The sequence below is a fragment of the Roseivirga spongicola genome, from assembly GCF_001592965.1.
Classification (GTDB): Bacteria; Bacteroidota; Bacteroidia; order Cytophagales; family Cyclobacteriaceae; genus Roseivirga; species Roseivirga spongicola.
On the sequence record NZ_LRPC01000012.1, the window covers coordinates 353,680 to 365,839 of the forward strand.

Annotated in this window: 10 protein-coding genes; 5 read left to right on the top strand and 5 right to left on the bottom strand. The window is 40.8% G+C overall.

Annotation, left to right across the window (positions count from 1 at the left end):
• Positions 1-109 precede the first annotated feature (109 nt).
• From AWW68_RS09495 to AWW68_RS09505, 3 genes are all read right to left on the bottom strand, one after another.
• A complete protein-coding gene (locus tag AWW68_RS09495; protein WP_084375641.1) occupies positions 110-2,707 on the bottom strand; it encodes an ABC transporter permease in 2,598 nt (865 codons plus the stop codon).
• A 3-nt stretch (positions 2,708-2,710) separates the two neighbouring features.
• Complete coding sequence (locus AWW68_RS09500; RefSeq protein WP_068219957.1) at positions 2,711-3,031, bottom strand: PadR family transcriptional regulator; 321 nt, start codon at positions 3,029-3,031, stop codon at positions 2,711-2,713.
• An 87-nt stretch (positions 3,032-3,118) separates the two neighbouring features.
• A complete protein-coding gene (locus AWW68_RS09505; protein WP_068219960.1) occupies positions 3,119-4,303 on the bottom strand; it encodes a T9SS type A sorting domain-containing protein in 1,185 nt (394 codons plus the stop codon).
• 349 nt (positions 4,304-4,652) lie between these two features.
• Between AWW68_RS09505 and hisG the strand changes: the two genes are divergently transcribed.
• From hisG to AWW68_RS09530, 5 genes are all read left to right on the top strand, one after another.
• Positions 4,653-5,513, top strand: a complete 861-nt coding sequence (hisG, locus tag AWW68_RS09510; RefSeq protein ID WP_068219963.1) for an ATP phosphoribosyltransferase — start codon at positions 4,653-4,655, stop codon at positions 5,511-5,513.
• On the top strand, positions 5,510-6,796 hold the full coding sequence (gene hisD, locus AWW68_RS09515; protein WP_068219966.1) for a histidinol dehydrogenase: 1,287 nt from the start codon (positions 5,510-5,512) through the stop codon (positions 6,794-6,796). Before hisG ends, hisD begins: the two co-directional genes overlap by 4 nt.
• On the top strand, positions 6,786-7,838 hold the full coding sequence (gene hisC, locus AWW68_RS09520) for a histidinol-phosphate transaminase (protein WP_068219969.1): 1,053 nt from the start codon (positions 6,786-6,788) through the stop codon (positions 7,836-7,838). The genes hisD and hisC overlap by 11 nt, the downstream gene beginning before the upstream one ends.
• A 155-nt stretch (positions 7,839-7,993) precedes the next feature.
• Complete coding sequence (hisB, locus tag AWW68_RS09525) at positions 7,994-9,091, top strand: bifunctional histidinol-phosphatase/imidazoleglycerol-phosphate dehydratase HisB (protein ID WP_068219972.1); 1,098 nt, start codon at positions 7,994-7,996, stop codon at positions 9,089-9,091.
• Positions 9,092-9,112: 21 nt separating this feature from the next.
• Positions 9,113-10,036 (top strand): hypothetical protein, encoded by a 924-nt coding sequence (locus AWW68_RS09530; RefSeq protein ID WP_068219974.1) that lies wholly within the window; start codon positions 9,113-9,115, stop codon positions 10,034-10,036.
• 179 nt (positions 10,037-10,215) lie between these two features.
• On the opposite strand, the gene AWW68_RS09535 is transcribed toward AWW68_RS09530, so the two are convergent.
• Both AWW68_RS09535 and AWW68_RS09540 read right to left on the bottom strand, forming a co-directional pair.
• Positions 10,216-11,583 carry an SPFH domain-containing protein gene (locus tag AWW68_RS09535; RefSeq protein WP_068219979.1) on the bottom strand — a complete coding sequence of 456 codons (1,368 nt, stop codon included), beginning with the start codon at positions 11,581-11,583 and terminating at the stop codon, positions 10,216-10,218.
• Positions 11,584-11,670: 87 nt separating this feature from the next.
• On the bottom strand, positions 11,671-12,078 hold the full coding sequence (locus AWW68_RS09540) for a DUF3052 family protein (RefSeq protein WP_068219981.1): 408 nt from the start codon (positions 12,076-12,078) through the stop codon (positions 11,671-11,673).
• Between the last annotated feature and the right edge of the window lie 82 nt (positions 12,079-12,160).

Genomic DNA, 12,160 nt, shown 5'->3' on the forward strand with positions numbered 1-12,160 from the left:
ACTCCGTCCCGATAAATCGGCAGGGAATCTCCCAACTTTGCCTCAAAGCTAATGGAGATTCCCTGCCAAGCGGAGACTGACGAAAGCGACTAACTTCAGACAGCACTTCTTATTCATTTCTCAAGTTATTGGCCGGGTTCAGTCTCGCTGCTTTAAAAGTTTGGCCAAAGACGGTAAGCCAAGCAATGACTAGCGTTGCTATTCCGGCAAGTGCAAAGAACCACCAGCTCAGACTTATTTTTACCGCAAAATCATTAAGCCATCGGTTGGCAGCCCAATAGCTAAAGGGTAATGCAATGAGGATTCCAATGGCTACCAGGGCAGAGAATTGCTTGGTTAAAAGGAATACAATTCGCCATATTCCTGAGCCTAATACTTTTCGGATGCTTATCTCTTTGATGCGTTTTTCTGTGGTAAATGCTGTAAGTCCAAAAAGCCCTAAGCATGATATTATTATCGCCAAAGCGGCAGCATATTTTGAGAGTGATGCTATCCGCTGCTCGGATGAGTATAAAGCCTGATAGTCTTGGTCCACAAAAGCAGGTTTAAACGGAAATTCGGGGTTGAATTCAGCGTACGCACTCTCTATTTCCTGCAAGGTTCGTGCGGTACTTGTTCCGTCTATTTTAACCATTATTAAGTTAGCAGATGCTGGTCGGTTAAGGAATATAGCAGGTTCCACATCTTGGTGTAGAGAGCCAATGGCAAAGTCTTTTACTACTCCAACTATCTTTTTATTTCCTGTATAATGGACTATAGATTTGCCAATAGGGTCATCCATTCCCATAGCCTTAATAGCGGTTTCATTGAAGATTACGACATCTTGATCTGTAGCGAATTCTTCGGAGAAATCTCTGCCAGAGATAAATTCAACACCCAGTAGGTCGATTGAATTCGCGCCTACATTATACTCCCAAAACTGTATCTGATCCTTTTCGGTCTTACCTTCCCAAGCTACACCTCCAGTCGAATTTAAGCCGCCTACCATAAATCCCGATATGGCTGCATTTTCAACTCCAGTAATATTCTTAATTTCATTGATAAAAGCGTCTGATTGGTCGGTTAGCTTGCCTTCCCTTTCGAAGTAGATCAGATTATCGCGATTATACCCCAAGTTCTGATTTTGAATCAATTGCATTTGCTGGTAAACAACCATCACGCTCACTATTAGAATGGTTGAAAGGGTGAATTGAAAAATAACCAATACTTTTCTGCCTATGCCGCCAGAGCTTTTGGCCAATTTAAAGCCCTTTAGAATGGAAAGGGCTTCCATTTTAGACAGGTAGAGAGCTGGGTAGCTGCCAGCAACTATGCCAACTAAGGTCACTAAACCAACAACTGATAGAACTAGAGTTAAATCAAATTGAAGTGCTATTTCTTTCTCTGTAATTTGGTTGAAGCCCGGAAGTAATAAAAGCGTAAGAAGGCCACTAATACCCAAAGCGATTAAGCAGATAAGAATAGACTCAGTTAAAAACTGATAGGCTAAAGACCTCTTACTGGCACCCATAGATTTTTTCACACCAATTTCCTTCATGCGTTGAGAGGCCTTAGCCGTTGCCAAGTTGATGAAGTTTATGCAGGCTATGAATAGTATCAATAGCGCTATGAAAGAGATCAGTCTTACGTATTCAATACGGCCTCCCGCCTGTATGCCGTTTTCATATTCTCCGTAAAGATATAGGCTTGAATAAGGGGTTAAGAATAAGTCTACATTGGTGTCTTCTAGGTTGTTTTTGAATATGGTGTCAACCTTTTCGGTAACCAATTGAGGATTGGCATTGGCTTGTAAAACCGTAGCAATTCTTGCGTAATAATTGCCCCACTGTTTAAAGGTGATGAGTTCATCGTGGTAAAAGTTCCATGGCAAAAGCAGCTCGAATTGTTCTGAGCTATGACTTGGGATGTTTTCCAGAATTCCACTTATGGTAAAAGCTTTTTTGTTGCCTCCAAAATGCCATTCAATAGTTTTCCCAATAGCATCCTCATTACTGAATAGCTTTTCTGCAAGTGCTTTGGTGATTACTGCTTCTGAATTATTAGCAAGAACAGAGCTGGCGTTTCCTCTAACCAACGGATAACTATAAACGCTTAAGAAGTGGTCGCTAGCAAACTTTCCTTCAACCTTTAATGAGATTGGAGTTTCACTTTTTGTGGAAATAGTGAACTCATGAGTGTCTGTATATGCCGTTGCCAGTTCTATTTCAGGTATTTGTGCTTCAATCTCTTCTAGCAACAAGCCAGGTGTGCCTTTCCAAGTTCTGGTTCCACTAGCATCGGTGTGGTTAGACATGATGTAGTGAAGCTGGTCACTGTTTTCATGAAACCGATCTGTTTTTAGCTCATCGTTTACCCAAAGAAGTATGAGTAATACGCAGGTGAGGCCAGAAGAAAGTCCGATGAGATTGATGATAAATGAGCTTTTTTGGCGCAAAAAGCTTCTAAAGGTAATGGTGATGTTATGCTTGAACATGTCGTAATAATTGAGTTTTTGTTGACCTTGAAATGAGCGGATCATGCTTGGCCTAAACAGCAATAGCACATCCTTTATGAAGAGTAGTTTGGCTCGAAACTGACCTTTGGTTGTTAACCTTATTTCGAACCTTTCTAACAAATCTCCTTCTATATCTTCTGCCATACGTGGGTCGCAAAACCAGCGGAAGAAGGTTAGGATTAAGTAAGGCGGGGTAGGTGATTTTTGCCTCATACCTTAAGCAAAATCTGGAATGGCACTCCAAAGGCTCATGCGTTGATCTTTGGTGGCTTTAAGTATCTCTTTACCTAAGTTGGTTACAGTGAAAAAGCGCTTGCGTTTTCCGCCCCTTACGCTGGTGGCTTCTCCTAATTCAGAGGCCAGATAGCCTTTGTCTTCCAATCGTTTAAGAACAGTTTGCAATGAGCCCATGCTGACCGAGCGTTTGAGCCTATTTTCTATTTCTTCAATGATAGAAACCCCGTAGGCTTCACCATGCAAAATGGCTACAGTGAGCATCACAACTTCTTCAAATTCACCTAAATGATGTTTCCCCATAATTAAGTATTTGCCTTAAATGTAGTTTTAATTGTTCGGGCAGAAAAGATAGTGGTGAATTATTTTTACCTTAATTGTAGTTAACACTTAGTTGTCACTTTTAATAAAGCTCCTTTGACGGGTTTCATTAGGTGTGCTTATGGATAGAAAATAGAGACCAGGGCTTAATGCTGATACGTCAAACTCATTTCTGGAAATTGCAGGAATAGTAAAAACATTGCCTTTTGAATCACATGCAGTGACCTGAGTGATTTCAGTTTCGGAAACTATATTAATTTCTCCGAACCCAGGGTTCGGGTAAATTTGTAGGAAGTCTTTTTTATCTATCCATATACTAATGGTCTCAAATGTTTCGGACAAGCCAGAAAAGTCTTGCTGAATCAGGCGATAAAATGACCTTTCTTCTAATGGAGCTTGGTCTGTGTATTGATAAGTCAATTCACTTTTACTAGAGCCGCCACCTTCAATGAAAGCAAGATGATTCCAATCGAATCCATCAGTAGATCTCTGAATTTCAAAATGACTATTGTTCTCTTCATTAGCCGTTGCCCACTCTAGCTTTACTACATTATTAATTTGCGCTCCTCTGAAGTAGAGCAATTTAACCGGAAGTGACTGAGTATTTGTTGGGTTACAGTCTGTATAGTTAGAGTATACAAAGGGTTCGCCTCCTCCGTTGTTCCAGGCAGCATAGTTACCATTGGTATTGGAAGGCCAGAGGTTTTGATAAGTGAAGTCTGTTGTAGCTCCATTAATGGTTGAGCGAAGGTGATCTGGAGAGCTTGGGTTGTTTGGAAATGCTCCGCTATTGGGCCAATTACTATCAGTTGAAATGAGTACATAAACATCGCCAATTGAAGACCCACACCAGCCGCTAAAGTCAAATTCATAAGTAGATCCGTCATTAACAATTAGAATATGACTGCCACTAGGGATGTTGGTTGTACCAGGTATAGTTGCGATAAAGTTTAGGTCAGAACATCCACTTACTGGTAAAAGACTGTTCAAAGCAGATACGTATGGAGATGAGTTTGTTGCGAATGAACCAGTGAGTAGATCGGAGGCTGGTGAGCTAGAGCCATGAAATACACGTATTGTAGTAGGTGAAGCTGTAAATGAATTAGCTCCGCTATACAGGAGAATAAATTCTCCTCGACCATCGGGAGAAGAACAGCCATTAATCATTGCGCTCACTAATTGAGCACTTTGGGCATAAGAAGTGTAGGGTATAAATAGAATAAAATAAATCACCCAAAGATTTTGAGGTCTCATTAACAATAGAAGTTGAGGACTGTGTTAGTGAAAGTATTTCTAAGGTAAATCATACTTTTTTGAGTAGAAAGTCTATTTGTAATTTATTTATTATCAAATAGTTAAACTTATTTAACTTACAGAATACTGTATGTTAAATGCGTGATTTTCAAACCTTAGTTTGCATACTTTCCCACATCGAGTATATTTGCAACACAATGCAAATGACAGTAGCCCATTTCCACGCTCATCATTTCCATCATCTCTCTTGAGAGAGATAATGCAACACCCCCTATGCGGCCTACGCGGCTGCTGTACTTTTCACAAATACTTTCAATCAATTTCTTAAATCACCAGTTGAATAATTCAAATGGAAACTAATCTGCGAATTGCAATTCAAAAAAAAGGCCGCCTAAGCGAAGACTCATTGAAGCTTATAAAGGAATGCGGTATTAAGGTTAATAATGGAACCGGTAAACTCATGGCAACAGCCACTAACTTCCCTATGGAATTCTTGTTCCTTAGAGATGATGATATTCCGGGCTATGTACAAGATGGTATTGCCGATATTGGCATTGTTGGAGCCAATGAGGCCGATGAAAAAGATAAAGATGTAGACTTAGTAAAAAGCTTAGGCTTTTCTAAGTGTAGACTTTCTCTGGCTATTGCCAAAAATGAAGAATACAACGGCCTGCAAGACTTTGAAGGTAAAAGCATTGCTACTTCTTATCCGAAAATTCTTGGAGACTATTTATCCGATAATGGCATTAGTGCAGATATTCACGAAATCAGTGGTTCGGTGGAAATTGCGCCTAGCATCGGTTTGGCCTACGGTATCTGCGATATAGTAAGTTCGGGCTCTACCTTGCTTAGTAATGGACTGAAAGAGGTTGAGGTTATTTTTAAGTCTGAAGCAGTAATGCTTGCCAATAAGGGGCTTTCTGCCGAAAAACAGGCTATCCTAGAAAAGTTGATCTTCAGAATCAATGCAGTTCAAGCTGCTAAGAACAGTAAATACATATTGCTTAATGCGCCTAATGATCAGATTGAGGAGATTATCAAAATTCTTCCTGGAATGAAAAGTCCTACAGTATTGCCATTGGCCATGGAGGGATGGAGTTCGGTGCATACCGTTATTCAAGAAGATGATTTCTGGCAAATTATTGAAGAGCTAAAAGAAGCTGGTGCCGAAGGGATTTTAGTGGTTCCAATCGAAAAAATGATTCAATGAGAGTCTTTGTAAATCCTGATAAAGCCACCTGGCCAGATTTGCTCAAACGCCCAACAATGGACCTTGAGGAAATAGAGCAGAGGGTAAGGCCAGTGATAGAAAAGGTAAAGCTCGAAGGTGATGCTGCCTTAAAGCAATTCACACAAGAGTTTGACGGTGTGGCTATTGATGAATTTCAAGTCTCCGAAGCTGAATTCACCGAGGCGGAAACACTAGTGGAGGCTGATCTTAAAACTGCCATTCTTACTGCTAAGTCTAATATTGAGGCTTTTCATAAAGCTCAAAAACAAGAAGAGCTTGTGGTGGAAACTATGCCTGGAGTAAAGTGCTACCGCAGGTCTGTAGGAATCGAAAAAGTTGGTCTTTACATTCCTGGCGGAACTGCTCCATTGTTTTCTACTGTATTGATGTTGGCCGTACCTGCTAAGTTGGCCGGCTGCCAAGAAGTTGTATTGTGTTCCCCACCAAATAAGGAAGGAAAGATTCACCCTGCCATTCTTTACACCGCCAAGGCAGTAGGAGTAACCAAGGTTTTTAAAGTTGGAGGTGCTCAAGCCGTAGCAGCCTTCACTTTTGGTACAGAATCTATTCCGCAGGTGAATAAAATTTTCGGGCCTGGTAACCAATATGTAACTGCTGCCAAGCAGCTTGCAACTCGATTTGGCCTAGCCATAGATATGCCTGCTGGTCCATCTGAAGTAGCGGTCTATGCCAATGCTTCTGCCAACCCAAGTTTCGTGGCGGCAGATTTACTCTCTCAGGCAGAGCATGGGGTAGACTCTCAGGTTGTACTCGTGGCTAGCTCAGAAGAGGTTGTGAAAAATGTTCAAGCTGAAATTGAAAGTCAACTAAAGGCGTTGCCTCGTGCAGAGTTTGCCGCCAAAGCACTCGCCAATAGTGTAGCGGTTGTTTTAGGTGAAATCGAAGCTATCGCATTGTTAAACGAATATGGAGCAGAACACTTGATATTAAGTGTAGATGAACCATGGAACATAGCCAATCAAATAATTAATGCTGGTTCTGTGTTCTTAGGCCACCTTACTCCAGAATCTGCTGGAGATTATGCTTCAGGTACCAATCACACTTTGCCAACGAATGGCTATGCTAAGATGTATAGTGGAGTCTCTTTAGATAGTTTCGTTAAGAAAATTACCTATCAGGAAATTACTCCCGAAGGATTAAAAGTGCTTGGCCCTGTGGTTGAAAAAATGGCTGCTGCAGAACAATTGGAAGCTCACAAAAACGCAGTTACTTTACGTCTTAAATCATTAAATAATGTTTAACCCTACTGATTTACTGAGGCCTCACTTGAAGCAATTAGTGCCTTACTCATCGGCTAGAGATGATTATAAAGGTAAGGATGGGGTTTTTCTCGATGCTAACGAAAACCCTATTGGTTCTATAACTGAGGAAAATTGGAATCGCTACCCAGATCCTTATCAGCTGGAGCTAAAAGCAAAGTTGGCAGAAATAAAAGGAGTAAATGCAGAACAGATTTTCTTGGGTAATGGAAGTGATGAGCCAATCGATTTGCTTTATAGGGCTTTCTGCGAACCTCAAACTGATGAGGTAATTATTAACCCACCGACTTACGGCATGTATAAGGTGAGTGCGGATATCAATAATGTCAAAGCTAAAGAAGTATTGCTAACCAATCAGTACGATTTAGATTCTCAGGCTTTACTCTCGGCTATTCAGCCTAATACAAAGATTATCTGGATTTGCTCACCAAATAACCCTACGGGAAATGATGTGAGTTTAGAGAAAATCGAAATCATTCTTAAGGGCTTTCAAGGTTTGGTTGTGGTAGATGAAGCTTATATTGATTTTGCTGATAGGCCTTCATTCACTACCCGACTCAATGAGTTTCCGAACCTTATCGTTTTGCAAACTATGAGCAAGGCTTGGGGCTTAGCTTCTTTAAGGTTGGGTATGGCGTTCTGTTCTCCAGAAATAGTGGCAATTCTGAATAGAATTAAACCACCTTATAACCTTAGCGGACTTACCCAAAGAACAGTGCTAAATGCATTGAATAATTTGGAGAAGAAAGACCAGATGGTTGCTGAAATCCTTGAAAATAGAGAGGGATTACAGAATGAGTTAGAAGCACTAGAAATTGTGAAGCGAGTATATCCTACAGATTCCAACTTCTACTTGGTGAAAATGAAGGACGCTAAAGAAGTTTACCTTAAGCTTATAGAGAAACAAGTTATCTTGAGAGATCGCTCAAAAGTAGTGCTTTGCGAAGATGGAATAAGAATCACCATCGGCACGAAAAAGGAGAATAAAAAACTGATTGAAGAACTGAAGAAATTGTCAAATTAGCCGTCATTGCGAGGAATGAAACCTGTGTTAACAAGGTTTCATGACGAAGCAATCTGTCTGTTCTGTACCCAGTGTCAGTTAATAAGCGGATTGCTTCGTCACAATCTTTTGCAAGTGCAAAGCTTGCTCCTCGCAATGACGCACTATAACCAACCATGAAAAAAGTACTTTTTATAGATAGAGACGGAACCATCATAGTGGAGCCGCCAACCGACTATCAGGTAGATTCATTAGAAAAATTAGAGTTCTTACCTGGAGCAATTAGCAACCTAAGAAAGATTGCAGAACAACTCGATTATGAGTTGGTAATGGTTACTAACCAAGATGGGTTGGGAACTGACTCATTTCCAGAAGAAACATTTTGGCCAGCCCATAATAAGATGCTCAAGACTTTGGAAAATGAAGGAGTTGTCTTCGATGAAATCTGCATAGATAAAACCTTTGAGCATGAAAATGCACCTACAAGAAAGCCAGGAACTGGCTTGCTTACCAAATACTTGGAAGGTGATTATGACTTAGCCAATTCTTATGTTTTTGGTGATAGAAAAACAGATATTCAACTAGCTGAAAACCTAGGAGCTAAGGCTATCTACCTCGCAGAAGAGGCAGATGAAAGAGCTGCATTAACTACGACTAGCTGGGACGAAATTTATCAATTCCTACGCTTGCCAGATAGAAAAGCCACTGTTCAGCGTACCACCAAAGAGACTGATATTCTTGTAGAATTGAACTTAGATGGTGAAGGTAAATGTGACAACAAGACTGGTTTAGGTTTCTTCGATCATATGTTAGATCAGTTAGGAAAACACTCGGGAGCTGATTTGAAGGTTCATGTGGAAGGAGATTTGCACATAGATGAGCATCATACTATTGAAGATACAGCCTTGGCACTGGGTGAAGCGTATTTGAAAGCTTTAGGAGATAAAAAAGGTATAAATCGTTACGGTTTCCTGCTTCCAATGGATGAAGCCCTGGCTCAAGTAGCAATAGACTTTAGTGGTAGGCCATGGTTGGTTTGGGACGCTGACTTCAAAAGAGAGAAAGTTGGAGATATGCCAACTGAAATGTTTATGCACTTCTTCAAGTCCTTTTCAGATACTTCTAAGAGTAATTTGAATATTAAGGTAGAGGGAGATAATGAGCATCATAAAATTGAAGCAATCTTTAAGGCTTTTGCTAAAGCCATTAAAATGGCTGTTTCTAGAAATGAAAATGAATTAGATAAGCTTCCTTCAACCAAAGGAACTTTATAATTTCGGCCTTCATTTAAGACTATGCGCAGGGCACTGGCCATTTTTTTTGTATTCATCAGTTTTCAAGTTTCAGGCCAAGGTGTTTTAGATTGGTGGGATCAGCTGCATAATTATCCTGATGCAGCAGGTCCTGATCGGTCTAGGTACATCAACTTATCTCCTGGGTATTTAGGGCCAAATGCCATGATTATGCCCTCTTTACCCAATATGACTATCGATAACGAGTTTTGGGTACAGGCCTTAGGGCAAACTCATGCTGGTAATGGAGATAAAACACAGAACTTCTTTCTTAAGGGGAATTTTCCGTTAGCAAGAGATAGGGTAATGCTTTACATCACTAGCGTTCCATATGAAACATGGGAGGTGACACCTGAGACTCGTGATGAAAGAAGAATGATGGGGCTCGGTGGAAAAGGTGGAAATACTGGTGATGTGGCTTACGGAGTGATATTTAAGGTTTTTCGAGAAAAACATTGGTTGCCGTTCAATTTTGGGTTTAGGCTACATACTAAAACCACCACTGGTGGAAACCTTACTAATGCGAGGTCTACCGATAACAGTCTTTACCAGTGGGAAGGAAATTTCTCTAAAACCATGATAGAAAAAGAAGAAGAGAAGTTACTGCTGAAGGCATCTTTGGGTTTTGTGACTTGGCAAACGAACAAGAACCGCCTTCCTGGTGGTTCTAACCATAATCAGAATGATGCGCCTTACTACGGATTTGGTGTGGAGTATTTAAACAGATCGTGGTTGTTAAGTAGCGATGTAGTAGGATATACTGGTTATTTAGGGAATAGGGACTACCCACATTTTTTTCGAACACAAGTTCAATACAGATTTAATAGACTGGCCTTGCGAACAGAGTATAATTATGGTTTGCAGTCTTGGGACTGGAATACATTTTCTTTAGGAGTTAGGTACTACATCCTAGAGCTTCTGGATTAGCACAAGAAAATAGAGGCCATCTCAAAAGCAACTAATTTGGTCATTCCTTGCTTGTCTGAGAATCCCTTCAGTTCTGCAAAGCCAGTCTAGGGAGGTTCCCTCCCGATATGTCGGCATGGAAGCTATAATGACAATTAGCTTTTAGATTATAGAAAAAAGCGAGCCGGAGCTCGCTTTCTTTAGTTGCCACCCTTAGTGGTGGAGGTTAATTGTTTAGTCATCGCTGCACCGATTAGTGCTTCTAGTGGTGTTCCGCCTCCATCATCTCCACCACCCATTATCATGGTAGTTGGGAATTTGATTTTAGCAATCTCCTTGGCTACACCAATGGCGATTTCTTTTTCTAACTCAGCCCTCTGCTGAGGTGTCAAACCTGCCGAAACTAGTTTGGCGTTTTGATAAGACTCGGCATCGGCTTTCACTTTTTGAGCGGTTGCTTTAAGTCGCTCAGTTTCTAGTGCTATGGCAGCAAGCTTCTTATTTGTCTCTTCCTGCTTCAACTTGGTCTCAATTGAGATCAATGCTTTCACCTGCTCTTTCTCCTGAGTTACTCTCTCTGCAGCCTTATCGCGCTCACCCTCTGCAATAATTCTGGCTTGGGCATCTTTCGCAGTCTTGATTTTTTGCTGCTCCAATTGCCTTTTGGCAGATTCATCTCTTTGGGCTTCAAGTCTTTGTTTGAAGACTTGCTCCAGAATCACATCGTCTACAATCACCTGTGCTACTATTATATTGTTCTCATTTATATCGTGAGGTATCCTGATGAATTTACCATTTCCATCTTCACGCTTTTTCACTTCGTAGCGAGTTTGTACTTCTTTGATCTCACGGTTTTCTTGCTCAATTGCTGTCACAACAGTGTCTCTATATTCCGTTTTTTCTACACTGTAAGCGCCATCTTTCAATTGCTCTTCTATGGCAACCCTAAAGTCTGAAGCCGAACCAGAGATGTAGTCTTGAGCTGCAAACATGTACCCGGTGTTAGAAACAACCTCTCTCACTGTAGGTATTAAGGTGTTTTGTGCGAGGTTTTGTAAGCTACGGAACTCGATAGCCAGCTCGATGAAAGACTCCTTGTCTGCAGGTAACTGAAAACGAGTTGAAAGCTTTGTTGTAGCGGTAACTTGGTCGATGAACCGGATGGGAATGGGATCCATTTCTCCTTCGATCTCATCGGTATCTTCTCCATCGCTGACCACTTTAACATCGATGAATTTTTGCCAGGGAGTAATTTTCGCAAACCCACGAAATTTGATTCCCTCGGTCATTACTGCATCTTTCTTACCGTTAGGATACACTACAAAATACTGGTAGCCGGGCTCTGCCCAAAAGAACAGATAAGGTACCATAATCATAAAAGCTCCAACAGCCACTATGGCTAAAGATATCCTTCTACTGAACATGAGTAGCCAGGGAGAAGCTTTAGATTTAGTTTTTATCATCTGACCGTCTTTCCCTTCTGAATATTTGTCTTCTTCAGAAAGAAATGGCCTGACAATGAGTGTTATAAGTCCAAGTAGGATAATGATTATTCCAATAAAGGTCATAGTAATAATTGGTTAAAGGTTAAACATAATTCTTCCATTCAGCCCGTACGGCTGGTGTATAGTATTCCTGAAATGTTGGGGTGGGTATTAGCGATTGGTTAGTCGGTACACAAACTTTAGTGCAGACCAGATGTCGTCAATCGCGCATACTTTTACATCAACTAGCCCTGCTTCTAGACCAGTGTGGCGAACAATCCTGTCGCTTAGGTCAGTGGGTACATTAGATGATTTCTTTGGCCAAGAAATCCAGAGCTGTCCCGTTTTCTTGAGTAAAGATTTGAGTTGTAGAATTTCCGCCCTCAGCGTATCGGCCGATTTGCAGAAGTAATGGATAGAATCTACCTCGTTTGACTGATTTTCGGAACTTACCTGAGCGTTATCAGGTAGCGGCCCTAGGTCATCCCAGTAATTGCTCGGTTCATGATAGGTTTGCAAAACAAAGCCTTCCTTGATACCAAGTTTTTTTAATAAGGGTGTTCCTGAATATCCTGCCATCTTTATTTGAGATACAATCAATTATACGAATAAAGTTCTGTAAAAGTTACATATTCAGAATAATATTTTACTTATGGATATA

What these genes read in the sequence shown, in the direction of transcription:
- hisB (WP_068219972.1), top strand. Translation starts at nt 7,994, where the DNA reads ATGAAAAAAGTACTTTTTATAGATAGAGACGGAACCATCATAGTGGAG.
- AWW68_RS09530 (WP_068219974.1), top strand. Translation starts at nt 9,113, where the DNA reads ATGCGCAGGGCACTGGCCATTTTTTTTGTATTCATCAGTTTTCAAGTT.
- hisD (WP_068219966.1), top strand. Translation starts at nt 5,510, where the DNA reads ATGAGAGTCTTTGTAAATCCTGATAAAGCCACCTGGCCAGATTTGCTC.
- AWW68_RS09535 (WP_068219979.1), bottom strand. Translation starts at nt 11,583, where the DNA reads ATGACCTTTATTGGAATAATCATTATCCTACTTGGACTTATAACACTC.
- AWW68_RS09505 (WP_068219960.1), bottom strand. Translation starts at nt 4,303, where the DNA reads ATGAGACCTCAAAATCTTTGGGTGATTTATTTTATTCTATTTATACCC.
- AWW68_RS09500 (WP_068219957.1), bottom strand. Translation starts at nt 3,031, where the DNA reads ATGGGGAAACATCATTTAGGTGAATTTGAAGAAGTTGTGATGCTCACT.
- AWW68_RS09495 (WP_084375641.1), bottom strand. Translation starts at nt 2,707, where the DNA reads ATGAGGCAAAAATCACCTACCCCGCCTTACTTAATCCTAACCTTCTTC.
- hisG (WP_068219963.1), top strand. Translation starts at nt 4,653, where the DNA reads ATGGAAACTAATCTGCGAATTGCAATTCAAAAAAAAGGCCGCCTAAGC.
- AWW68_RS09540 (WP_068219981.1), bottom strand. Translation starts at nt 12,078, where the DNA reads ATGGCAGGATATTCAGGAACACCCTTATTAAAAAAACTTGGTATCAAG.